This is a genomic window from Peribacillus faecalis (genome assembly GCF_014712675.1).
Classification (GTDB): domain Bacteria; phylum Bacillota; class Bacilli; order Bacillales; family DSM-1321; genus Bacillus_AD; species Bacillus_AD faecalis.
The window spans coordinates 1-24,773 of sequence record NZ_JACXSI010000029.1 but is presented as its reverse complement, the minus strand read 5'-3'; the positions used below and the strand labels follow the sequence as shown (position 1 = coordinate 24,773).

At 41.0% G+C, this 24,773-nt stretch carries 27 protein-coding genes; 6 read left to right on the top strand and 21 right to left on the bottom strand.

All coding sequences use genetic code 11. The features are described from left to right. Positions 1–9 precede the first annotated feature (9 nt). The gene (locus tag IEO70_RS12525) at positions 10–888 is read right to left on the bottom strand and encodes a LysR family transcriptional regulator (RefSeq protein ID WP_190998712.1); all 879 of its coding nucleotides are present in this window, start codon (positions 886–888) and stop codon (positions 10–12) included. A gap of 111 nt (positions 889–999) precedes the next feature. Between IEO70_RS12525 and IEO70_RS12520 the strand changes: the two genes are divergently transcribed. After that, a complete protein-coding gene (locus IEO70_RS12520; RefSeq protein ID WP_190998711.1) occupies positions 1,000–2,094 on the top strand; it encodes a citrate synthase/methylcitrate synthase in 1,095 nt (364 codons plus the stop codon). Positions 2,095–2,341: 247 nt separating this feature from the next. Here the strand turns inward: IEO70_RS12520 and tnpA are convergent, their stop codons facing one another. From tnpA to IEO70_RS12440, 16 genes are all read right to left on the bottom strand, one after another. After that, positions 2,342–2,797: an IS200/IS605 family transposase gene (gene tnpA, locus IEO70_RS12515; protein WP_190998011.1), complete on the bottom strand. Its 456-nt coding sequence runs from the start codon at positions 2,795–2,797 to the stop codon at positions 2,342–2,344. Positions 2,798–3,168: 371 nt separating this feature from the next. Continuing rightward, a complete protein-coding gene (locus IEO70_RS12510) occupies positions 3,169–3,822 on the bottom strand; it encodes a hypothetical protein (RefSeq protein ID WP_190998710.1) in 654 nt (217 codons plus the stop codon). Positions 3,823–4,297: 475 nt separating this feature from the next. Next, entirely contained in the window at positions 4,298–4,858 is a 561-nt protein-coding gene (locus tag IEO70_RS12505) for an aspartyl-tRNA synthetase (RefSeq protein WP_190998709.1), read from the bottom strand. Between the two features lie 380 nt (positions 4,859–5,238). After that, positions 5,239–5,781: a hypothetical protein gene (locus tag IEO70_RS12500; RefSeq protein ID WP_190998708.1), complete on the bottom strand. Its 543-nt coding sequence runs from the start codon at positions 5,779–5,781 to the stop codon at positions 5,239–5,241. A 54-nt stretch (positions 5,782–5,835) separates the two neighbouring features. Next, positions 5,836–6,849 (bottom strand): S66 family peptidase, encoded by a 1,014-nt coding sequence (locus IEO70_RS12495; RefSeq protein ID WP_190998734.1) that lies wholly within the window; start codon positions 6,847–6,849, stop codon positions 5,836–5,838. Between the two features lie 35 nt (positions 6,850–6,884). After that, positions 6,885–7,148 (bottom strand): hypothetical protein, encoded by a 264-nt coding sequence (locus tag IEO70_RS12490; protein ID WP_190998707.1) that lies wholly within the window; start codon positions 7,146–7,148, stop codon positions 6,885–6,887. A 157-nt stretch (positions 7,149–7,305) separates the two neighbouring features. Continuing rightward, on the bottom strand, positions 7,306–8,433 hold the full coding sequence (nspC, locus tag IEO70_RS12485) for a carboxynorspermidine decarboxylase (protein WP_190998706.1): 1,128 nt from the start codon (positions 8,431–8,433) through the stop codon (positions 7,306–7,308). 1 nt (position 8,434) lies between these two features. Further along, positions 8,435–9,634 carry a saccharopine dehydrogenase family protein gene (locus tag IEO70_RS12480; RefSeq protein ID WP_190998705.1) on the bottom strand — a complete coding sequence of 400 codons (1,200 nt, stop codon included), beginning with the start codon at positions 9,632–9,634 and terminating at the stop codon, positions 8,435–8,437. A gap of 122 nt (positions 9,635–9,756) precedes the next feature. Continuing rightward, positions 9,757–10,614: an agmatinase gene (gene speB, locus IEO70_RS12475; protein ID WP_190998704.1), complete on the bottom strand. Its 858-nt coding sequence runs from the start codon at positions 10,612–10,614 to the stop codon at positions 9,757–9,759. Next, positions 10,604–11,455, bottom strand: coding sequence for a polyamine aminopropyltransferase (speE, locus tag IEO70_RS12470; RefSeq protein ID WP_190998703.1), 852 nt, complete (start codon positions 11,453–11,455; stop codon positions 10,604–10,606). Before speE ends, speB begins: the two co-directional genes overlap by 11 nt. Positions 11,456–11,459: 4 nt before the next feature. Further along, the gene (locus tag IEO70_RS12465) at positions 11,460–12,923 is read right to left on the bottom strand and encodes an aminotransferase class I/II-fold pyridoxal phosphate-dependent enzyme (RefSeq protein WP_190998702.1); all 1,464 of its coding nucleotides are present in this window, start codon (positions 12,921–12,923) and stop codon (positions 11,460–11,462) included. Beyond that, positions 12,923–13,684, bottom strand: coding sequence for an adenosylmethionine decarboxylase (speD, locus tag IEO70_RS12460; protein ID WP_190998701.1), 762 nt, complete (start codon positions 13,682–13,684; stop codon positions 12,923–12,925). The genes IEO70_RS12465 and speD overlap by 1 nt, the downstream gene beginning before the upstream one ends. A gap of 517 nt (positions 13,685–14,201) precedes the next feature. Beyond that, positions 14,202–14,747 (bottom strand): DUF3267 domain-containing protein, encoded by a 546-nt coding sequence (locus IEO70_RS12455; RefSeq protein ID WP_190998700.1) that lies wholly within the window; start codon positions 14,745–14,747, stop codon positions 14,202–14,204. A 430-nt stretch (positions 14,748–15,177) separates the two neighbouring features. After that, positions 15,178–15,768 carry a histidine phosphatase family protein gene (locus IEO70_RS12450; RefSeq protein WP_190998733.1) on the bottom strand — a complete coding sequence of 197 codons (591 nt, stop codon included), beginning with the start codon at positions 15,766–15,768 and terminating at the stop codon, positions 15,178–15,180. Position 15,769: 1 nt separating this feature from the next. Then, positions 15,770–16,162 carry a VOC family protein gene (locus tag IEO70_RS12445; protein WP_190998699.1) on the bottom strand — a complete coding sequence of 131 codons (393 nt, stop codon included), beginning with the start codon at positions 16,160–16,162 and terminating at the stop codon, positions 15,770–15,772. Continuing rightward, a complete protein-coding gene (locus tag IEO70_RS12440; RefSeq protein ID WP_190998698.1) occupies positions 16,159–16,689 on the bottom strand; it encodes a GrpB family protein in 531 nt (176 codons plus the stop codon). The genes IEO70_RS12445 and IEO70_RS12440 overlap by 4 nt, the downstream gene beginning before the upstream one ends. A gap of 444 nt (positions 16,690–17,133) precedes the next feature. Between IEO70_RS12440 and IEO70_RS12435 the strand changes: the two genes are divergently transcribed. Together IEO70_RS12435 and IEO70_RS12430 are read left to right on the top strand one after the other, a co-directional pair. Then, positions 17,134–17,562: a hypothetical protein gene (locus IEO70_RS12435; protein WP_190998697.1), complete on the top strand. Its 429-nt coding sequence runs from the start codon at positions 17,134–17,136 to the stop codon at positions 17,560–17,562. Positions 17,563–17,658: 96 nt separating this feature from the next. Next, positions 17,659–18,351: an SGNH/GDSL hydrolase family protein gene (locus IEO70_RS12430; RefSeq protein WP_190998696.1), complete on the top strand. Its 693-nt coding sequence runs from the start codon at positions 17,659–17,661 to the stop codon at positions 18,349–18,351. Between the two features lie 52 nt (positions 18,352–18,403). Here IEO70_RS12430 and IEO70_RS12425 read toward each other — a convergent pair whose 3' ends face one another. The 4 genes from IEO70_RS12425 to IEO70_RS12410 form a co-directional block, all read right to left on the bottom strand. Beyond that, positions 18,404–19,036 (bottom strand): LysE family transporter, encoded by a 633-nt coding sequence (locus IEO70_RS12425; RefSeq protein WP_190998695.1) that lies wholly within the window; start codon positions 19,034–19,036, stop codon positions 18,404–18,406. Positions 19,037–19,587: 551 nt separating this feature from the next. Then, positions 19,588–20,106 (bottom strand): DUF6241 domain-containing protein, encoded by a 519-nt coding sequence (locus tag IEO70_RS12420; protein WP_190998694.1) that lies wholly within the window; start codon positions 20,104–20,106, stop codon positions 19,588–19,590. Between the two features lie 98 nt (positions 20,107–20,204). Next, positions 20,205–20,738: a hypothetical protein gene (locus IEO70_RS12415; protein ID WP_190998693.1), complete on the bottom strand. Its 534-nt coding sequence runs from the start codon at positions 20,736–20,738 to the stop codon at positions 20,205–20,207. A 55-nt stretch (positions 20,739–20,793) separates the two neighbouring features. After that, positions 20,794–21,768 (bottom strand): quinone oxidoreductase family protein, encoded by a 975-nt coding sequence (locus tag IEO70_RS12410; protein ID WP_190998692.1) that lies wholly within the window; start codon positions 21,766–21,768, stop codon positions 20,794–20,796. Positions 21,769–21,873: 105 nt separating this feature from the next. On the opposite strand from IEO70_RS12410, the gene IEO70_RS12405 reads away from it, so the two are divergent. The 3 genes from IEO70_RS12405 to IEO70_RS12395 all read left to right on the top strand — a co-directional run bounded on the left by IEO70_RS12405 (position 21,874) and on the right by IEO70_RS12395 (position 24,667). Next, entirely contained in the window at positions 21,874–22,464 is a 591-nt protein-coding gene (locus tag IEO70_RS12405) for a VanZ family protein (protein ID WP_235973598.1), read from the top strand. An 88-nt stretch (positions 22,465–22,552) separates the two neighbouring features. Then, positions 22,553–23,722: an MFS transporter gene (locus IEO70_RS12400; protein WP_190998690.1), complete on the top strand. Its 1,170-nt coding sequence runs from the start codon at positions 22,553–22,555 to the stop codon at positions 23,720–23,722. A gap of 111 nt (positions 23,723–23,833) precedes the next feature. After that, complete coding sequence (locus IEO70_RS12395) at positions 23,834–24,667, top strand: MerR family transcriptional regulator (RefSeq protein ID WP_190998689.1); 834 nt, start codon at positions 23,834–23,836, stop codon at positions 24,665–24,667. The last annotated feature ends 106 nt before the right edge of the window (positions 24,668–24,773 follow it).

The window sequence follows — 24,773 nt, the reverse complement described above, 5'->3', positions numbered from 1 at the left end:
TATATCCTCCTAAATCCGGTAATTCTGCAAAAAAGCCATAAATTCAAGCTTCTTCGGATGGCTATCTTTCATAATTACATATGTACAAGCCTCGGGAAGCTTGATGGACGGGCAAGGAACTTCCAATAACCAGCCTTCCAGCAGCTCCTTTCTCACTGTAGACTCCGGCAAAAATGACACGCCTAGTCCTTCGACAATAAAACGTTTTGTCACATGGATTTGTGACACTTTCATCGTTTTGATCTTCGGATATTTTTTCCTTACGTGTCTGTTTAACTCCTCCCAATAAGCGGGATGATTATCTGTCAGCAAATAATTAGATGTAAGCACCTCTTCTTCTTCCAGAACTGGTGCCGACTCCGAATCAATACCGTCATGCGGAGCAATCAACAAAACCTTGTCCTTCGATATCACTTCACAGACCAAATCAGGATTATTAGAACGGACACAAGACAACCCGATATCGACCTCATCAGCCAAAATTTCCCTTTCAATATCGAGCGCCTCGACCACTTTTACAGATACTTCGACATGAGGATGTTCCGTCATATACTTTTTCAGTACAAAAGGCAAAATCGTGTCGGCAATTAACGGGGAGATCGCAATTGAAAGCTGCGAGGAATATCCTTGGCTGTATGATTGCATATCGGCAATTCCGTTTTGATAGTTGGTCAGCAGAAGCTGGGCATGAGGAATGAACCTCTTTCCCGCCTTCGTCAGCTCGACCCGCTTCTTTTCTCGTAAAAATAATTGAACACCAAGTTCTTTCTCTAAGTTTTGAATATGCACTGTTACCGAAGGCTGAGACAAAAACAACACGTCCGCTGCCTTTCGAAAATTCCCATACTGAGCTGCAATTAGAAAAGTTTGAAGCCAGCTTAATTCCATAGGCACCTCTTTATTGATTAAAAATATTAATCAACTAAATTAATTTTATTTAATTTTCATAATAATTAATATTTTATACAATTATTACAAATAAAGGAAGGGGAGAAGGTTATGTTTCAAAAAGGATTAAAAGGTATAGTTGCTGCTGAAACAAGCGTTGGTCACGTTGACGGCGAGAAAGGCCAATTGATATACAGAGGCTATGACATCCGAGAAATTATGGAGAATTCAACCTTCGAACAAATTGCCTACCTGCTTTGGCACGGGGATTTTCCAAATGAGCAGCAGTTGAATGATTTGACGACTGCTTTAAAAGAAAATAGAAATTTGCCGGCCTATATGATTGATTTAATTAAAAGTTTACCGAAAGATATGGATATCATGAATGTGCTCAGAACAGTTATTTCCGCTGAAGGAAGGGCTACTTATCAATGGAAGCCGACAATTGAACAAGCTATTAGACTGACAGCAATTGCTCCTACCATCATCGCCTACCGTAAGCGATTTATTGAAGACAAACCGCTTGTTGACCCAGATGCATCGCTTAGCCATGTTGAAAATTATTTGTATATGCTAAATGGAACGGTGCCATCACGAGCTCATGTGAATGCTTTGGAAGCGTATATGATTTTGACGATGGAGCACGGCATGAATGCCTCAACGTTCGCAGCGCGTGTAACTGCTTCAACCGAGTCAGACCTTGTTTCCGCTGTCACATCAGCAATCGGCACAATGAAGGGACCTTTGCACGGAGGAGCACCAGCTGGCGTTATTACTTTATTAAATGAAGTACATGATTCTGGTGATATTGAAGGGACTTTAAGAAAAAAAGTACTAGCTAGGGAAAAATTAATGGGCTTCGGACATCGTGTTTACAAAGTTCACGACCCTCGCTCGATTGCCCTGAAGGCAAAATTGAAACAGTTTGCAGGAGATGATGAATGGCTTGATCTTTCGATGCAAGTAGAGGATATCGGCGTCAAGGTACTCCAAGAGCTGAAACCGGGACGGGCATTGTACACAAATGTCGAGTTTTATGCAGCCGGTATTATGAAAGCGCTCAACATGAGTGAAGAGCTATTCACACCGACATTCTCAGCAAGCCGCTTTGTCGGATGGACAGCACACGCAATCGAGCAATCCGAAGATAACGTCATCTTCCGTCCGGAATCCCGATTTGTCGGTACTGTAAGGGTAGGCAGTTAATTTCAATTAGATGACACAAGGTGGTCTTCCAGTTTTGGCCCACCCCACTTCTACTTAAATATATCATTATACATTTCAACAAATTAGCAGAAGAAAAATCATAACCACCCTTCCAAAGGGTGGTTTGAACAAAGGCTATAAGCCTCTACTACCGACCAGCGTCTCAAGGCGCTGGCTTTCATATCATTCAAGCCTCTATTGCCTTTGTCACTTTTGCCACCCCTGAAGGGATACTTGTATTACATGGCTACCCCTTGAATGGGTCGTTATATTCTTTCACACTTAACTTATCAAGGGCAATGTCATGCTTTTCTTGTTCTTGTATATATTTCTTAATCGTTGCCTCATTTAATCCTACTGTACTCACATAATAACCTTCTGCCCAAAAATGTCTGTTTCCAAATTTATATTTTAGATTTGCATGTTTATCAAACATCATAAGTGCACTTTTTCCTTTTAGATATCCCATGAAACTTGATACAGAAATCTTCGGCGGAATGCTCACCAGCATGTGCACATGATCTGGCATGAGATGTCCCTCTATAATTTCTACTCCTTTATACTTACAGAGCGTTCTCAGTATCTCACCTACGCTCTTTCTATATTGATAATAGATTACTTTTCGTCTATACTTTGGAGTGAAGACGATATGGTATTTACACATCCATTTGGTATGTGCAAGGCTATTCGCTTTATTGGCCAATATGCTCACTTTCCTTTCTGTTTTAGAGGCTTGAACACTCTCTATTATAGAACTGAAAGTGAGTTATTTTGTATAACGTTTTATTACCCACCCGCATAGCAGGTGGTTTTCTGTTTCGCCTTCTTCAGGCTCAACTGACTAAAGTCCATAATCAAAAACAGGTGTAGAAAAACGACTCGTTTTCTACACCTGTTTCATTTTAAAAACTTATTTATGGACAGCCCCTTCTGTTAGAAGCTACCTGCTCTTCACAATCAAGGGATGCTTTTACCTTTGCCTTCATTTCTTCGAAAATCTTATTCCAATTGACTTGCCGGTATCCCTTGTCATTCGCATACTGAATATTCAGGTGGTAGCTACGTAGTTACTTCTTATTCAGTTCCAGCCTCATCCACTATTTCAGGCAACGTGATATCTACTTCTTCAATTTCCTCATCACTCAACGGTTTGTGTTTTTCCGTCTGTACTTGATCGATGAATGCCTCTGTACCATAAGCATCATCGTTTGCTTTTTGAATTTCTCCGTTCGCTTTTTCCAGTTCTTGATTCAGTCGTTCATTTTCTGTAGTCAGTTCAGCAATCTGTTCATTTGCTTGTGCAAGTTGGGCTCTTATGAGTTCAAGGTCTACCAATGCAGAATCCAATTCCCCCCTCAGTTGCTCATTATCTCCAGTAAGCTCATCAATTTGAGCTTCAAGAATCCGAATTTCTTCCAAATAGCCATCAATCTCTTCCGCTAATCCTTCAATGGTTTGATTTTTATCCCGAATAACTGTATTTTTATCAGCAATCAAGTCATTTGCTTCACCGATTTTTGTTGATGCAGCAGTTTTCAGAGCATTGATTTTGTCTAACAATTTACCTTCAGCCTTATCAAAAGCCTGGACTTTTGAACTTTCATCCATCATCCATAGTCTTACCGTTTTCAAGGCATCCCCGCCATCATAGGTCAAACTTGCCAGACCACCTGTTACCACCGTTCCTGCTAAAATCATAGAAGCCACTTTACCACTAATTAGTCCCATTACCTATTCCTCCTAACTTATATTTATTAATTTGTTTACAGAGAACTTTGTAATAGAAATATATCGTAAAATGGATAATTGTGTAAATTCCAAAAAAAGCTTAAAAACCTATCATATCTATCATTTCCCTATATTTCCCTACGTTTATCTACTATTTTTAAATGATAGATAAAACAGTTCAAAAGTATGTGCAAATGGATAATCGGTCATCTTTTTCTAGTAAAATATATTTACATATTTAGGCTTCACTCCCTTTTTTTCATTTAGTTTACTTCACTATGATATTTTCAAGAAACTGAATATCATCAATTTAACATCGCTCATAGCGTGAAATTAAAAAAGCAAAAATGTTGTTAAATCAACATTTCTGCTCTCTGATATCTTTTTAATATATATACTAGATTTCTTTATTTCCTGTCCTCTAACAGCCTATATTTGCTCCTCTTTCCATAGTTGAGCCATATATCCTTCCTCCCTATTTCAAAACCACATCAAGCACTTCTTCCGAATACTTATCGACCAGTTTAATCTCCCCCTCTTTTTCCGCTAAGCGATCATTTTCTATATACCATAGATAAAGGCCGTTCAACTGATATTGTTCTACAACTTGAGCAGGGAGCATTTTTAAATTAAGTATGTGTGCAACATCATTATTCAACGTTACGATTTGGTCGTCGCCATTAGTCATTAATCCGTAAATCAAGTTATCTCCATTTCCTTGATAGCCGTTAAGGTGATTGTCGGTTATATTTGTGTCAAAAGGACTCAACGTCATATGCTCTAATCGCCATCCGAACATTCCTTTATGAATGTACGAAGCTCCAATTTGATTTTGATTTTTGATGAAAAAAAACAGAGATTTATCATTCATTTTATAAGCCTGAATTAAAATCAAGTCTTCATCAGCCGATAACAAAGCTTGAGTGGGACATTTGTACGAATTTGAATTTTCCGATACAAACCAGTAAACCAATAAGCCGGCAATAAAAAATAGCGAAATGAAAGCCCCTGCCCATTTAACTGTATTTCTCTTCACTTATATACCCCTCTTCAAAACACAATAACCATATTATATCATTTTTGGATTAAAGGTACTATTAATATAAAAAATGGCATACAAAAACCATTACGGTCCTTTTTCATCATGAAAATACTACTTGAATTTGCCTAGATGAAAAAGGAGCCATGCGGCAGGTAAAGTTAGTCAGCTATATAAGTTCAAAATTATATGCTTTTTTATCTTTTAGAAAAGCAGCCTCATACAGCTGCTTTATATGACAATATAATCAAATAATCAAACAAAGATATTGAAACCGACTCATATACCGCCAGTCTATTTCATAGAAAATATAGCACCACTATCCAGTTTAACTCTCAAAATTCCCTTGAAAGGAGCAGGATTATCCACTTTAATTGCTACTTTTTATAACGTCTTCTTAATCCCATCAACAAGATTGCTTCGACAGGAGACTTAAGCTTCAAAATAACAGTCGGATGTGTAACTTCAAATAACACTTTGACAATCGGATGCTCCCGTGCCTGTTCACGGACTGCGGCAGAAAACGAGAACACTACCGGCAACTCACTCTCTCTTACTGAACGGACAATGGTTGGCATATTTTTAAAAATCGTCAATAAAATAAAGACCGCTTCGACGGCAAAACCAACCCAAGTGATTTTTTCAAACGGGGTCAGATACTTCATTGGAATTAGAAAACGGACGAGAACCAAACCGGATGCCATTGATAAAATGATATTCTTCCAGCGCCACTTTCGCATCCAAGCCAAAAACATAAGCGGTGCAACAACAGCCAAATCAAGTATTGAGCCTATAACAACAAAATTTGGTTCGTCCGGCAAAATGCTGATTCCGAAGGATGTGTTGAAAAGCACATAATTGACAGCTAATACGAAAATCACCACTACCAGCCAACTATGGTAAAGAGCTTCTTTTTTCACTATCACGAATCCCCCTTGCCCCCAAAAAGGCACTATTCTCGTAATCCGATAGTTCTACCTGAAGATTTGTTTGATTTTCCCTTTTCCGCTTTCCACTTCAATTTCTGCATAGGCTCCATTAATAATCGTCAATTGTGGCGGCACATGCCCGCAGTCAATATCGTACACAAACGGAATATTTAGTTCGTTAGTCAAGTCTACATACACATCTTCAGCCGTATAACCTTCTACACTATGGTTCGCTGGACTGCGTCCGAATAAAATCCCTGAACAATTGTCAAACCAGCCTGCGTATTTCATTTGCACAAGCGTTCTTCTTAAATCCGTTGTCGACAGCTCACAGTTTTCGAAATACCAAACAATCGCTTCATCATTTATATACTCTTTTGAAAATTGCTTAATGTCTCCGTATGGCGTACCGATTAAATGCCTAATGACGTCAATGCAGCCGCCAAGTAATCGACCTTTTATAATCGCTTTTTCATGGTCAATTGTTTTCCACAATGTATTTTCAGTTAAGTGAAACACACATGGAGATGGATTGTCATGTTGCCATTCCTTCTGATACTGATTCGAAGAATATTGAATGACCTCACCGCCTGTTTCCGTGGTCAAAACCTTTTCCCACATCGCGGTTGTTTCATCCCAATGGTCGCCGCGCAAATCAACTAAATTCGTTCCGTGCGCTGTCGCAATCCCTGTATTTAAAGTGATGGCCACCAGCAATAAGCTTGTATCGGAATAGCCGAGCACCCATTTGCTTGGAATTTCCTTGAAATCCAGATACTCCAGCACTTCAACAAGTAACTCGCCTCCCCATGGAGGAATGATTAGCCCGATATTTTCATTATTCAACATGTCCGTTAATTCTTGTGCTCGCTTCGTTGCAGGTGCTGACTTAGCCTTATGCTGCGTCCAAACAGTATTGCCTGCTGCAACTCGGTAGCCTTTAGCCTCAAGGCGGCTAAACGCTTTTTTTACAATTTCATGCAGTTCTTGTTCCACTCCTGAAGAAGGTGCTGTTACGCCGATTGTTGCTTTTGGGTGTAATATTGGATAAATCATGATTTTCTCTCCCTATACGTAAATATGCAATCCTCAATTTATAATTTCTCAATGCCCTCTACTTCACCGGATTCATTGACCCTAATGCGATATTGTTCATCTTTAATCTTTACAACCAATGTGTAATATTGAAACCACTCACCCCAATCACTGATGCTGTTAATTGAAATGATTTCATCGATTTGCGGATTAACTCTAGTCACATTGGCCTCCACTCGAGATATGTTTATGTAGGTGAACAGATGAACAGCAATGAAAATGGCGATTACGATCATTGCGAGACGAAGAAAGGTTTTCCTCACGCGAGATCCCCCCTTTACAGCCTATGCACTCTATTTCAACACCCGCCGTGTATTTCCCTTCCTAATTTTATAAAGCTATTGAAAAGGGAACAGAGAGTTCTTGAAATATCCCAACGACCTAAAAGCCGTATCGAAAATTCGATACGGCTTCATCCTCTTATGATAATCTTCCTTTAAAATCTTCGTAGCCAAACTGTTTAATGATGTGACAGTCGCCTTTTCTATCTTGAAGTGCGATTGCCGGCAGCGCCATTCCGTTGAAGGTATTGTTTTTTACCATCGAATAAATGGCCATGTCCCCAAATATTAATCGGTCGCCGGATTTAAGTGGCTCGTCGAACGAGTAGTCGCCTATGACGTCGCCTGTTAAGCATGTCGGACCACCAAGGCGATAAGTATATGCCTTTTCCTGTGGCTGTCCTGATCCAATTAACGGCGGACGATACGGCACTTCTAGCACATCCGGCATATGGCAAGTTGCCGATGTATCAAGGATCGCAATGTCAATATCGTTATCGATGAAATCCAGCACAGTTGTGACAAGGTAACCGGCATTTAAAGCGATTGCTTCTCCCGGCTCCAGGTATACTTCGACATCGTATTTTTCTTGGATGCGTTTAATGCAGCTTTCCAGCAATTCGATGTCATAATCTTCTCTTGTGATATGATGTCCGCCTCCGAAATTGACCCATTCCATTTGCGGCAACCACTCACCAAACTTTTCTTCAAAGGCATCCAAAGTTTGAGCCAATGCATCGGCATTTTGTTCACAAAGTGTATGGAAGTGCAAACCTGAAACGCCTTTCAGCATTTCTGGACGGAAGTTTTTCAGCGTAATGCCAAAGCGTGAGCCTCTTGCGCACGGGTCATACATCGCATGGTCCGACTGTGTCGAGCATTCTGGATTGACGCGCAGTCCGACACTTTTGCCTGCTGCTCTAATTTTCTCGCCGAATTTTTCAAGCTGAGAAAAAGAGTTCAGGACGAAATGATCGCAAATCTCGATCATCTCGTCAATTTCATCTTCACGGAAGGCCGGGGAAAAGACGTGATTTTCTTTTCCCATTTCCTCATAGCCAAGACGCGCTTCGTATAAACCGCTCGCTGTAGCCCCGTCTAAATACTCGCTGATTAGCGGATAAGTCGCAAACATCGAGAACGCCTTTTGCGCAAGCAGTATTTTACAGCCGGTGCGCTCCTTGACACCTTGAAGGATTTTTAAGTTTTTCTCTAGCAGACTTTCATCTACTACATAACATGGTGTAGGCAGCCGCTCAAACTTCATATTAATCTACTAACTTCGGGTCGAAGCTTTCCTTCCATGGAAGTCCCCATTTGTTCAACTCTTCCATGAATGGATCTGGATCGAACTCTTCAATATTGTAAACGCCCGGTTTGTTCCATTTGCCTGTCATCACCATTGCAGCACCGATCATTGCCGGTACACCTGTTGTGTAAGAAATCGCTTGAGATCCTACTTCTTTAAAGCACTCTTCGTGGTCACAAACATTGTAAACATAATATGTTTTGTCTACGCCGTCTTTTTTACCGCGGAATATACAGCCGATATTTGTTTTACCTTTTGTACGTGGTCCTAATGATGCCGGATCAGGTAATACTGCCTTCAAGAATTGAAGCGGAATGATTTCTTTGCCTTCGAACATAATTGGTTCGATTGAAGTCATGCCGACATTTTCAAGACATTTCAAGTGAGTCAGGTAGCTTTGACCGAATGTCATGAAGAAACGGATTCTTTTTAGACCAGGAATGTTTACTGCAAGAGACTCAAGCTCTTCGTGGTACAGCAAGTACATATCTTTTTCGCCGACTTCCGGGAAGTCATATACACGTTTGATTTCCATCGGTTTTGTTTCAACCCACTCGCCATTTTCCCAATAGCGTCCGTTCGCTGTAACTTCGCGAATGTTGATTTCCGGGTTGAAGTTTGTAGCGAATGGATAGCCGTGGTCACCTGCATTACAGTCAAGGATATCAATATATTCAATTTCATCAAAATAATGTTTTAGTGCGTAAGCTGAGAAAACACCAGTAACACCTGGGTCAAATCCGCTTCCTAAAAGAGCTGTAATGCCCGCTTCTTCAAACTTCTCGCGGTATGCCCATTGCCAGCTGTATTCGAATTTTGCCGTATCTTCCGGCTCGTAGTTCGCTGTATCCATGTAGTGTGTTTTAGTCGCTAAGCAAGCATCCATAATTGTTAAATCTTGATATGGAAGCGCTAAGTTCATAACGATGTCCGGTTTTACTTCGTTAATTAGAGCGATTAGCTCATCTACATTGTCAGCATCCACTTGAGCTGTCGTAATTTTAGTTTTGCCGCCGTCTAGTTTTGCTTTTAATGCATCACATTTTGATTTTGTACGGCTTGCGATGCAAATTTCCTCGAAAACCCCGCTATTTTGAACACATTTGTGAATTGCTACAGACGCTACGCCACCGCAGCCGATAATAAGTGCTTTACCCATTTTTTATTACTCCTCTTCATCTATTATTTTTGACTAGGTTAACTGCTACTGTTGATATCCACTGCGGTCGGACGCTTCCGTTTATTATGCGCACCCTCCGCTACAATCAACAAAATAACAGTCTATTTTTTAAGCGCTAAAAGCAGTTCTCTGACAACCTTGCAGGCCATTGCTGTTGAGATGCCGCTTTGGTCATATGTTGGTGACAGCTCATTGACATCGCATGCTACTACGTTCACACCTTGGCAAACTGTAAAAATAGCATTCAATAATTGCATATATGAAACGCCGCCTGCTTCCGGTGTTCCTGTACCAGGAAACTCGGATGGATCCAGTACATCCAAATCGATTGTAAAGTAAACCGGCTTATCGCCAATTTCCTTGATCGCTTCTTCAAGGCCATTGAAGTTGAATTTGTTTGTTGTCACATGACCTTCTTCTGCCCAACGGAACTCGGAACGGTCGCCGGAGCGAATCCCGAATTGATAAATGCGTCCGTCGCCTAAAATATCATGGCAGCGACGAAGAACTGTTGCGTGCGATAATTTTTCACCCATATAGTCGTCACGCAAATCTGTATGTGCATCAAAGTGGATGATGTGCAAATCCGGATATTGCTTCGCTGTCGCACGAACCGGCCCTAACGTAACAAGATGCTCGCCGCCAATCATGAACGGCAACTTGCCGGCTTGTAAAATTGTCGCTGTGCGCTCTTCAATATCATTCAGGACACGCTCGGCATTGCCGAAGCACAAATCCAAATCGCCGCTGTCAAATACAGCCATGTCTGTTAAATCTTTATCTTGGTACGGGCTGTACGTTTCCAGACCGAATGATTCTGTACGGATCGCACGAGGAGCGAAACGCGTACCCGGACGATTGGACGTCGTTCCGTCAAATGGTGCACCAAACAGGACGATATCCGCCTCTTCGTATTCAGCGTCACATGCGATAAATGTTTCAATGTTTTTATTCAACACTCTTCAACAACTCCTCTACATAAGTTGGCAAGTAGAAAGCGCCGACATGAAGCTTCGGATTATAATATTTTGTTTTAATTCCGTTTTGCTTCCAAACAGCCTCTTTCAAATCAGCTACCGGATGATATTTCTTCGACGCAAAACCGAATAGCCAATGTCCGGATGGATATGTAGGAATGTGTGCCTGATAAACGCGGCTGATTGGGAAGCATTCGACAATTCGCTTATGCGCCCGTTGCATCGCCTGCACATCATCTTCATAAAAAGGACTTTCATGTTGATTGACCATGATGCCGTCTGCGCGAAGCGCTTTAAAGCAGCTGCCGTAAAACTCCTTCGTGAACAATCCTTCTCCCGGACCGAACGGATCAGTTGAATCAACAATAATTAAATCGTACTGATTTTCACAAGAGCGAATGTACTTAACACCGTCTTCAATATAAATGTTCACGCGAGGGTCATAGAAACAACATGCTGTCTGCGGCAAATATTGCTTGCACACATCAATAACCATCTCGTCAATTTCTACTAAATCGATGTTTTCGATATTTTCATAGCATGTCAGCTCGCGGATGACTCCGCCGTCCCCAGCCCCAATAACCAGAACATTTCGAATGTTCTGATTAACAGCCATCGGCACATGCGTAATCATTTCGTGATAAATGAATTCGTCCTTTTCCGTCAGCATCATGTAGCCGTCCAAAGTCAGAAAGCGACCAAACTCTTTGGACTCGAATATGTCAATGCGCTGAAACTCACTTTGACCGCTGTACAATTGGCGATCTACTTTAATCGACAGCTTTACATTCGGTGTATGGAGTTCGCTAAACCATAATTCCATCTTGTCACACCCCTTTTAATACATTCAGTCGTTCAATATCCGCATCCTCAGGTCCCGTCATCGTGCAGCCTTTTTCCTTGGCGTACTCGATGTAATCAATAATGCCGCTCGTAATTTGCTCACCTGGCGCCAAAATCGGGATACCTGGCGGGTAGCACATAACAAACTCGCTGCAAACCCTGCCTACTGTCTCTCGCAATGGTAATGATTCTTTCTCTGCATAAAAAGCCTTTTGCGGCGTTACGATAACCTTTGGATCGATGTATTCCTGCGTAAACAATCCTGATTTATCGCTTCTATAACGGCGGCGAATTTCTGAAAGTGCGCTGACAAGACGTTCGACATCCCGCTTGCGATCACCGACAGATACATATGCCAAAATATTGCCGATATCACCGAATTCGATTTGAATGTCATATTCATCTCGCAACATGTCGTACACTTCAATGCCGGCTAATCCGATATCGAGCGTATGGACAGACAGCTTCGTCACGTCAAAATCGTAAATGCTGTCACCGTTAATCAACTCTTTTGAAAAAGCATAATAGTCGCCGATTTTATTGATTTCGCCGCGCACATATTCGGCCAGCTCCATCACCTGTTTAAAGATTCCCTCACCGTTTAACGCAAGGTTGCGGCGTGAAATATCGAGACTCGACAGCAATAAATATGAACCGCTCGTCGTTTGTGTTAAGTTGACGATTTGTCGTGCATAACCGGCATTGACATTCGGCCCCATCAGTAAAAATGAACTTTGAGTCAAACTTCCGCCTGATTTATGCATACTGACACTCGCCATATCTGCTCCTGCTTCCATTGCCGAAACAGGCAGTTCCTCGCTGAAGGAGAAATGCGTGCCATGCGCTTCATCAGCAAGAACGAGCATATTATGCTGATGCGCCAGTTTGACGATACCGCGCAAGTCTGAACATATGCCGTAATAAGTCGGGTTATTCACAAAAATCGCTTTAGCATCCGGATTATTTTTTATCGCTCTTTCCACTTGATCAAGTGACATGCCAAGTGCAATCCCTAAACGCTCATCCATTTCCGGATTGACGTAAACCGGTTCTGCACCGCATAAAACCAATGCATTAATGACACTTCGATGGACATTTCTCGGCAAAATTATTTTGTCGCCATGCTTGCACGCTGTCAGCACCATTGCTTGTACAGCCGAGGTTGTCCCATTTACCATAAAAAAAGCATGTGCTGCTCCAAAAGCTTCGGCTGCCAACATTTCTGCTTCTTTTATGACCGATACTGGATGACAAAGATTATCAAGCGGTTTCATAGAGTTGACGTCGACGCCGACACATTTCTCACCTAAAAATTCGGTCAGCTCCTTGTTGCCTCTTCCTCTTTTATGCCCCGGTACATCGAAAGGAACGATACGTTGCTTCTTGAATTGCTCCAACGCTTCGTAGATTGGCGCTCTCTCTTGTGATAGCTTCTCTGTTGCCTTCATCAATAGATCTTCCTTCCGCTAAAAATTTCAATCATTTCACGGCGTAAGTTTGAGCTGATTTCTAATCTCGTTTGAGGTGGAATCTCATACACATCCGTGTTAAATAAATAGTTTTGCAGGTCAATTTCCTTAACCAGCATTTTCGTATGAAACAAATTTACATCGTAGACATTTACGTCAATCGCATCATATTTTCGCAATGTTGCGTCATTTATATATTCTTGAATGGACCTAATTTGGTGATCCATATATAGCTTCTCACCTTCTAAATTGCGTGTAAACCCGCGAACTCGATAATCCATTGTAATAATATCCGAATCAAAGCTTCCGATCAGATAGTCGAGAGTCGAAAGTGGCGTAATTTCACCGCAAGTCGCCACATCAATGTCTACTCGAAATGTCGCGATATTATTGGCCGGATGGTATTCGGGGTATGTATGGACGGTTACGTGACTTTTGTCCAAATGCCCAACTACTGTATCGGTACGCATGCCTGTGAGCGGATTTTCCGCGATTAAACAAGTAACACTTGCCCCTTGTGGATCATAGTCTTGCTTAGAGACATTCAGAACCGTCGCGCCGATCATCTCCGTTACGCGCGTCAAAATATCTGTCAAACGTTGTGAGTTGTATTGCTCGTCGATATATTCAATATAATTTTTTTGCTCCCGGGGAGTTTTCGCATAGCAAACGTCGTATATATTGAAGCTAAGCGATTTGGTCAAATTATTAAAGCCGTACAGTTTGAGCTTATCCTCCATGATTTTTCCCCCTCGAAAAAAATTCAACAAAAAAAGCAAGCGAAGACACACATGAATTGTGCACAACACTTGCTTGAGAATTCATTCTAATATTAAAAAAGCATACAAAATATACAGCAGACATAAAAATCCGCAGCAAAAAACAGCTTAGCTTCTTTAATATTCAAATAAAACTATAGGCGTTAGGAGTCTATATAGCAAATAATTTACTTTTACTACTCTTATTGACCGTTTCACAAGTTGATTGCGCATTCACGCAGCGGTTATAAAGTAACCAACTTATAAAATTTGAGCTTCTAACTCAATCAATAAGGCAACTAAAGTTGCCAGTCGGCATTTGACCCGGCTGTCCGTATGGCCTTAACTCCTCCAAACCGGAGAAGTGGTCAAAAAACTATCTGCTGGAAAGACTCATATTAACTAAATATTTACTTTCCAAAGTTAACAACTACGTTATAATAACACCTTGCTTTTAAAATAGCAACACTTTTCTAATAATTTACCCACAAAAAAAATGCTACTTCGGGACGTGCACATAACAGCCAATTTTACTGTGATGCTCTTGAATATATACTTCTTTCCGAAAGTTTCTTAACATCCATAAGATGATGAAATCTCCAAAAGAACCACCAAACATCAACAACCCGATCATAAAATAAAAACCGCTGCCATATGCATAGCCGTATGCCATAGGTCCAACCCCTAAGATGACAGGCAAAAACAATGCGATCCGATAATGATTAATTTTCAGCGGCACCTTGCAGAGAGCATACGGCATTAAATGTTTCCAAAACACGCCCAGCTTCACTTCATTCAGCTTCACCTTTCCGATACACACATAGCCAAAAAGATGCAATAACTCATGCAGCAAAATAAATACAAAATAAGCTAGGAATGTTTTCAGCAAGATACCCCCATCCAACTCAATTCCCCAAACGAAGGCGTATGGTATAGACAAGATGACTATAATTATCGTTCCCCAAATATTACCGATTTTATTGACAGACTTGGCTTCCATCGTTACCTCTACTACTTCGTATAAGTCTTGTTTATCTATTTCCATCTGCACCTCCATACTGGCTTTTCTCAATTACTTATAGTTTTCGACACATTCAATATGAAACCTCTAACAACCAAAAAGCGATTCCTCTAAAAAGAAGAATCGCCCTAATTTTTATTAAGCTACCGCTTGTTTTTTGCGGTCTTGTTTCAAATAGATTTGTTTCATCACAAATCTTGCAATCGGAGCAGTGGAGTCTCTATTAATGAGCAACTGTTAACCCGGTATAACCCGCTTTCGGTATGATTCATTCACTTTCTGAAATGGCAAAGCGGCTTTAGGAATTAATTCTTCCACTTTTGAAATTAATTCATCTGCTTTCGCATTTAATTCGTCCGCTTTTGAAATTAATTCGTCCGCTTTGAGGCTAATTCTTCCACTTTTGCATTTTATTCTTCCACTTTTAAAAATAATTAAGCCGTCACGTGATTTCTCACTTCAGAGTATGCACGATTCTAGTGCCGTCCCTACCTCCCGATAAATGCTCGACTTCTTTTAACAGTAAATGATCGAATGTTAGCTTATAGACATCAGGCATATCAAGCTTCTTCCAAAAATCAAAGTCATACGTCTCTTCGAAATAATTCATAATCAGCACCATGATATTGCCGTGAGTCCCTATCACGATGTTTTGACCTGCATACTTTTTCAGCACCCGTAAAGTCGCTGCTACGCCTCTTTTTTGAGCGACCTGATTAGATTCTCCACCTGGCCAGCAAAATGAAGGTTTTTTCCATACTTTTGTAATAGCAGATTTAAAATCATCAACAGGCCCTATAGACAACGTTCTTTCCTTAAAATCCGTTTCGATGATAATTTCTTTCCCAACCAAACGAGCGATGCCTTCAACTGTTTGGATTGCTCTCCTATAAGGACTTGAAATTACACAACCTATGTTTTCCGTTTTTAATATCCGAGTTACTTGTTCTGCGTCCTTTAGTCCTTGTTTTGACAAAGGTCTTACTAATTCATCGGGTGTATAAATCGAATGAGCATGCCGGACAAAATATAGATTGGTCAGCATACTATTTATGATCAATTCCGTGATTAATCTCGATGAGCGTCCCATTCGGGTCTCTGAAATGAGCGACACGTATGCCCCAATCTTGTCTATTATGAGGTTCTGTAATAAACGATACCTTTGCTTTCAAAGATTGATACACTTCATCTACATCATCCACAGCGAAAATTAACGCCACTTCATTTCGAGGCGCATCAACTTTCACATCCACTAGTTCATTCAAGTCCTCAAGCATTTGCTCCTTATCAAAGATCGCAAGCAGAGTGCTCCCTGCCTGAAACTCCGCATAATTTGAATGCTCATCTCCCCACATGCACTCAAAGTCAAGCGTCTCTTTATAAAATTTATAACATTCTTCGTAATGGTCCACTAAAAGTCTCGTATGCGTCAGTTTCATTCGGTTTCTCCTTTTCTCCACTTAACTGCTTTACGGTCAATATTTTTTATAAAGCTATCTTTACCTTTGATATACCCGTCCATATTTTCCGGGAATTTTTTTGCTAACTCTTGCTTTAACAAGCTATAGCTTTGCGCCTCTTGCGGATGGGCAATCATATAATCGCGAAAAGTGAGATGGCGTTCAATTTCAGCATCGCCCGTTTCAAAAATATGTACGTGATGCGTTCTGTTATCGCCACCTTTCGTGAAAAAACGGCGTTTCGGAATGCCGTATTCACCAAGCGCTTCATAGTTTAATTGCTTCATCTGCTCATTATAGCGGTCAATCCGTTCGATATCTGCAACCTCCACCATAATGTCTATCAATGGTTTCGCATAAATCGTCGGGATTGATGTGCTGCCGATATGATAAATATTAATAATTTCATCGCCAAATACTTCTTTTAATTTTTCGCTTTCTTCAAGAAACAATGCTTTCCACTCGGCTTTATGCGAAACAACCTCCACTTTTCTCGTGATGTTCACCCCTTCATTCTGACTGTGCTTAACGTGTTAGCAAATTGCCATTCTAGCACTTTCTCTTGTTCTTCCCCATTAATAATGATAAATTATTTTTAATTTTCTGTCTTTAAATTCTTCAACATTTTCAAAAAGGTTGTTTTAAACTGCCCCGCTTAGACCGTCAATGTCAACGACAACCGTCTCTGAAAGCTTCAGAATTTCAACAGCTATTTCCTTCGCCCTGCATGTAGCTTCCGGCATTAACTTCATCATTGCATCGAAATATTGAGAAGCCGTTGTAGGGTGAAACGGTGTATCTTTAAATTTTCCCCTTTTATTTTACAGAAAATTTCGTAAAATTATTTTAACATTATTTATTTCTGTTTTTCAAGATAACGAAGGATATTTCGAATTTGGAGAGAAATCTTAATCAACACCATTTAAGGAGAGGTCACATGATTAAATTTGTTGATGAAATCACTTACTAATGACCGCATAGAAATAGATTATGAAGAAGTCAGCCCTGAAACAGAGGAGATCCTTCATTACGTCCATAACAAAAGAAAACAAGCAATGGACGATTTCGAGCAACAGAGTGGCATTCACTTACTGATTGAAGGCAACATAACAGCCGCATCTTTTGACCCGATGAATATCGTTGCTTTTGAAGAAAAGCTACTGCATCAAACTTTTTTACAAGTCTCTATCAATAATACCGAGTATCTTATTGAGCAGCCAGTTCTCGCTTATGGTCACTTACATAAAATCAACAAATTACATGTAGTAATAAAGAATTATCCCACTGAAAATGTTAATGGGCTTGTAGTTGATGGCATCGGTGAAATTCAGGGTCGCTATTGGAAGCAAGGAAATGTTTTTTATCTGCATGCAAATTAAAAAACATAAAACGATGCCATTCACATGCATGACTTCACCACATGATAGTATAATTTTTATATCTACATAATAATTAAATATGAAGGTGTATAAGTTATGAAAATCATTTGTTTCGGGGACAGCGTTACTCGAGGTGTAACGTATGTAAATGGGCGATTACGAATTTTAAAGAAAAACTATCCGAATATTCTTTCCGCCCTACTTAAAGATGATGAGGTGGAAGTTGTCAACAAAGGTGTATTCAATGACAACTCCAATAATTTGCTAAGAAGATTGGAGAAAGATGTGCTGAAGGAGAACGGGGATATTGTGCTTATCGGCATTGGCGGTAACGATTGTAATTTCCTATGGCAGGAAGTAGCAGCCAACCCGGAAGAAGCCCATCCTGCAACGGTGCCGCTCGACCGATTCGTCGATAACTTAAAAACGATCATTGCACGGGTCGAAAATAGCGGTGCAACGCCTGTTGTGCTGACATTGCCGCCACTTGATCCGGTTCGCTACTATGCCTATATTTCTAGCTTGTTCAGTTCCCGCATTAGCGAGTGGATTTGCAAAGTGGGCGGAATTGAGCATTGGCATGGCTTGTACAATCGCGCGGTGAAAAAAGTTGTGCAAGAATCGCATGTTAAGATGATTGACATTCGTTCAGCAATGAAGAACGCCGGCGATTTATCCGATCTTATTAGCGACGACGGCATCCATCCGACCGAGCAAGGCTACAGTGCAATCAGCAAAGCTATTTACGAAAATATAACTGCCTTGCTGCCACAAAAGCTTGTGAAGTGATGGACATACAGCAGAAACAATAGTTTCTGCTGTATTCATGAACTAATGCAAATCAAATAAATGCCTGAATCCCTAAATAAAATTCATATAGAAAATAGCAGCCAAACCCAAATAAGAGAATCCCAGCAATAATTGATGTCCATTTGATCATGTCGCGGTTCATGATTTTCCTTGTGAGCGATACAATCGTCAGCAAACCAAGGTCGTGCAATAAAATCCCGGTTAAAATACCAGCAGCCACGATGATGAAGCTACTTGGCCCGTTTTCAGTATAAGATTCTGCCAATACAGCTCCAAATACCGAAACCCAAAATACAAGATTTCCCGGAGAAATGGCTACCAGCAAACCATTCCGGTACGTTTTGGCAAGTGATTTTTTCGATTTTTCACCTGCTAAAGCAATATCTTGATCCGCGTTTTTGATTGAATCATAGGCCAATACGAATAAAAATATTGCCCCGATCACCCATAATGGCATTTGAATGTATGGCAGAGCCAACACTTTAGCCAACCCGACATACAAAGCTGCAATTAGCAGCAAATCCACGGTCATTCCGCCTATCCCGACTGCCCATCCATGTATAAAACCATTTTTCAAACCTTGTTTCGTCATCTCCACTGAAATTGCCCCGATAGGAAGCGCAATTGCCAGCCCAATCATGACGTAAGCCAAATACAAACTCATACCCACACTACTTTCAGTCTATTATTCTATCCGTTTACCCGGACTATTTCACTACAAAATAACAGAAAATTAAATATTTTCCGTCTAATAAACAAAAAGCAGCTTGCCTATTGTAAAGTTTAGAAGTGAGATTACGCTATCAAAAATAAGTTTTTGCCATCAGGAATCACATCCAGCATCTATGTATAGACCCTAAATAAAATCCGGCATTTCATTCAATAAAGTGACGAAAAATGCATAAAAAAAGCAAAAATCTATTAAATCCCGAGCGTTCATGCAAGAAAACTGATAGATTTTTGCTAGTTTACTATTATTTTAAGATCAAATGTTATCGTTTAGGACGTAGATAGAGCGCGAAACCACAAAGAAAGAGCGCCACGCGAATTTATAGAGCGCGAAACGCCGATGATAGAGCGCCATACGAAATTATAGAGCGCGAGCCAACAAGGATTGAGCGCCAGACCATGTTATTGAGCGCGAGTACCCTTGATTGAGCTCCAATGCTCTTAATAGAGCGCCACGCCTCCACCTCTCACCCAAACAACAACTCATCATCTAAAATTCTCTTCTATATAAGCTGCTTCTTCCGCTTCATTGAGCAATCCGGTCGCTTCGCCAATCGTGCCATTTTGAAGCCTCCATATTGCATTGTGGTCGTGGTCTGCTCTGCTGAAATCACCTTTAAGCCAGCGATCGATAATATCTCGATAGGTTTTATAATGTTTAAGATTGCCTTTATTTTCATCGATTTCTGAACTTAAAAATTGCAAGCGGTCTTTCGTAATTTCAAGACTGCCCCACTTTTTATCAGCCTCTATCTTTTGGTGACTCATCTTGTGAATCACACTTTGAACTTTGCTGTCAGTTACTTCACCTGTTATAATTTCCACATCTGCCTTTTCGTTATTGAAACTATCTTCTATCACTTGTTTTCCTTCGTCTATTTGTTCCTCGGACGGATTATCAATTTTGACGCCAGAAGTATTGCCTCCATTTTGCCAAAAATACCATGCTGCTACGCTTCCAATTACAATCAATCCTATTAATGGAATAAACAGCTTTTTTTTCATTTGCCACCTCTTATTGCTTTCTCTTTTTCTTAATCTTACATAAAAAAGACGTTAGATGGAAGCATTTAAGAGGCTCTCTTAAGAAAGCCTCTTAACCTTTAATCAAATAGATGATCCTCAACATTTACTTGTTCACCGAGTCCTGTGTTGGTAATCCGCTTATGCTGTTCGAATTCTTTTGTTACCTCTTCAAGCTCTGACGGATCGAGCTCTGCTATCCCATCACCGCGTACAATTAAAGCAATTGGATAGCCGTTGAAAGCGACCGCATCAAAAACTCCTTCAGCTCCTTCTATTTTGATGATGTCATTAGTCGGCGGAAACATTTCCAATCTGTAAAAATCAAGCCACTCGAAAATATCCGGAATTGACATGTCATCGTTGAAAATGATGGACACTAGATAGTACTTGTCCCCTTCTTTTATGAGGTTAGCAAAGCAGCCACCCATATCAACCGCGTATAAACTAGTGCCGGAAAACTTGTTTTCATAGTTCGGTACAATGCAGTACTCATAGTAATCCGGAAATTGCCATAGCTGATCAAAATTAAGATCAGAGCGATCATCACTATATTTCTGCGTCTTAAATACACTTAAATCAACGAGTTTGCCAACTTGGTCATTTGTTTCCATATCGTTCACCTGATTCTTTTGATATTCTGGGCACTCATTGTTTCTTTACCCGTATTTAAGGAATCAGTATCACTTTTCCGGTTGTTTTTCTTGATTCAATTTTATCTTGAGCCACAGCAGCATCCTCAAGTTTAAACGTTTCGCCGATGATGACTTTCAGTTGACCATTTCCTATTAAATTCAACATTTCGCTGACGCTTTGGCGATATAAAGCCGGTCGCTGCATGATACGAACGAGCCAGAAGCCGATGACGCTCGTATTGCGCTGCATCAAAATTGCCGGATCGAAGCTGTTCTTCTCCATGCCAGCCCGGCCGTAAATGACTAAGCGGCCAAAGTTGCCGAGAAGCTGCAAGCTTTTTGTAAAAATATCGCCACCGACCATTTCCAGCACAACATCAATGCCCTTACCTTCCGTATGCGTCAGCACTTGGTCCTTCCAATCGGCATCTGTATAATTGACGCCTATGTCGGCGCCGATAGACTTGGCAAATTTCAGTTTCTCCTCACTGCTTGCAGTAGCGATCACTTTGCCGGCGCCAAATATTTTGGCGAGCTGAACAGCAAATGTTCCAACACCGCCTGCCGCTGCATGGATAAGCACTGTTTCCCCTTCAGCCATCTGACCGGATGTTTTCAGCGTATGATAAGCCGTTAAGCCTTGAAGTAGTATCGCTGCTGCTTGTTCAAAACTTACCGCATCAGGAATTTTAATTAACTGGCTTTCATGCAGCAACACATATTCCGCGTAGCCACCGTCCTCTGTCAGCGCGACAACACGGTCTCCTTCTTGGAACTTTGATTCTCCCTGTGAAACTTCCGCGATCACGCCAGCTACTTCCGCACCGGGCACACATGGCAGCAGCGTCGGAGATAAGTAATCGCCATAACGCTTCATGATATCTGCAAAATTTATTCCGGCCGCTTTAACCTGCACTAACACAAAACCCGGTTTCACCTCGGGTTTCGGCACATCCACATACTTCAAAACATCACTTTTTCCATATTCACTGAATTGAATTGCTTTCATACGCCACCTACTTATCCAATTTTATCCAACTATATTCATGCTATAATCACCCTCAACTATTGTCAAATATTTATGTGCTACAATTATAGAAGAGAGGGGATTGTCATGAGAAAGACGAATATACTGGCGATTTTGATTTCACAGCTTAGCTATTTGCTATTGTTGCCATTCATCATCGACTTATTTCATTACTTGCATTCGATTGTCTACGTGGTAGTTTGGCTATGCCTGACACTGCTTGTCTTTTTCTTCGTCTATTTATTTCGAAAACAACGAATTGTTATGTCAAAGCGATTCGTTTTTGCCGGCTTAATTGCTTATACCATTTGCCTGCTGATGCTTCTTTTTATGAGGCCAAGCAATCAAAGCTATCACTCTTACAATCTCGTGCCTTTTGAAACAATTTTTTATTACTTATCAGGCGAAGTGAAGCCGCTTGTCGCTATTTATAATTTAGCGGCCAATATTGGACTGTTCATCCCGTATGGTACAGCGCTACTTTTACTGCCGAAAAAAAGACCTTCAACTGCAGTTCTGCTAGCTATTCCAATTGCCGGCGTCACTATAATTGAACTCATGCAATGGCTAACAGAACGAGGCAGCCTTGATATTGATGATTTATTGCTTAATGTGCTCGGGGTCGCAATCGGTTATGCACTTACACCAATAGTGCGGCGTGTGGTGACTTTTTTCTAATATAATAAAAATCATTGACTCTCCCCTTGTGGCAGACTTTATAGTGGTTAATAGACGTTTTTCGAGGAGAAAGGAGAGGAGAGAAACTATGCAGAAACAGAATGTAACGTTAGCTCTATTATTAATGAACTTATTCATCGCCTTTCTTGGGATCGGCCTTGTTATACCGGTAATACCGACTATTATGAATGAATTGAATCTATCAGGTTCTGTCGTCGGCTACATGGTTGCGGCGTTTGCCATTATCCAGCTGCTTGTGTCTCCGATTGCCGGTCGCTGGGTCGACAAGTTCGGGCGAAAAAGAATGATTGTCATCGGTCTATTCATATTCAGCTTGTCCGAGCTGTTATTCGGACTCGGGCAGCATGTTGTCACACTTTTTGTGTCACGTATGCTTGGCGGCGTCAGTGCTGCATTCATCATGCCAGCCATCACGGCATTTATTGCGGATATCACGACATTAAAAACACGCCCGAAAGCGCTTGGCTATATGTCAGCGGCCATTTCTACAGGATTCATTATTGGACCTGGTATTGGCGGTTTCTTAGCAGAAATCGGCACACGCCTGCCATTTTTCTTTGCCGCAGGTTTTGCGTTGCTGGCAGCGATTTTATCAATCATTACGCTTCGCGAGCCGGAACGCAATCCGGAAAATATCGAGCCGGAAGGAAGCGAAGCTGGATTGAAGCGCATTTTTGTGCCAATGTACTTCATTGCCTTCATGATTATCTTGATTTGCGCATTCGGATTGGCAGCATTTGAATCGTTATTCTCATTATTCGCTGATCATAAATTCGGATTCACACCAAAGGATATCGCAATTATGATTACTGGCGGAGCGCTGATTGGAGCGATTGTACAGGTTTTGCTGTTCGACCGCTTAACAGAGTGGTTTGGGGAAATTCGTCTTATTCGCTACAGTTTAATTTTATCAACTGTGCTTGTTTTCTTAATGACAGTTGTGAATTCTTACTTTGGGATTTTACTTGTCACTTGGACAGTATTTATCGGCTTCGACCTTATGCGTCCAGCCGTAACAACTTACTTGTCTTCGATTGCCGGCAATGAGCAAGGATTCGTCGGCGGCATGAACTCAATGTTCACAAGCCTCGGCAATGTATTCGGGCCGATTGTTGGAGGGATTTTGTTCGATATTAACTTAAATTATCCGTTCTACTTCGCGATGGTCTTCCTGGCGATTGGAATCGGCTTGACACTTGCTTGGAAAAAGCCGGTTGTTAAGGCAAGCAATCAATAATAAAAACGCAAAAGCCCGGTTTCATAAAACTAGCTTTTGCGTTTTTTTAATAGTTCTTTTTCAGTTTATTTTTATATTCAGGTATAATGATATGTATGTGAGGTGACTAACTTGAAGGAAACGCTATACACAATAGGAGAAGTATCGAAGCTTTCAAATGTATCGATCAAAGCGCTTCGCTATTACGATAAAATCGGTTTATTCAAGCCGGTACATGTCGACCCAGAGACAAATTACCGCTATTACAAAGATTCGCAGCTGTATCACCTCGACCTAATCAAATCACTGAAATATATCGGCACGCCTTTAGAGGAAATGAAAAAAGCTCAGGCGCTAAAGCTGAATGATAAATTGTCGTTCATGACAGAACAAGAGCGCATCATTGAAGAACAGCTGCAAGACTTGCTCAAAGTGCAGCAAACAATTCAGAGCGTAAAAAAACGGATACAACGGCAAATCGAAACACCGGCACTTGGCATAGCGTTTCAATGGCAAGAAGAAGAAACGCGAATTATTCAAGCAAAAGTTGCTGATTTGAATCCAGAAAACATATTAAACGCTTCTTACAGCAAGCTGAAGCACATCGTCGAGTCAACGGACGGATTTTTGCCGATGGGTTACGGGACTTCCTTCACCTACCAATATTACAGCGAGATTGATGATATTACATATAATCACCTTTTCACTCCGGTTTTGACGGATAATACTGTATCCCCACTGCCTCCCGGGATGGAAATCACCTCGATTCCGGCCGGAACATACGCCTGCATCACCTACATATATTCGCACGAGCAATATTTAAGCCAGATTCAAAAGCTCGTAAATTATGTAGAACAACAGCAATTGACGGTCATCAGCGACATTTACGAAACATTCATTCCTCTCCGCTATTCTCCGGACCAGCATGAGGAATATATGATAGAGCTGAAGGTACAGGTGCAATAAGAAACATTCATGATTTTACACTCACACCCCGGGGATGAAAATATATTCCCGGGGTTTTGTTTTCCACCAAGATACCCATAATGGTAATGCTATGGTGTGTAACTTA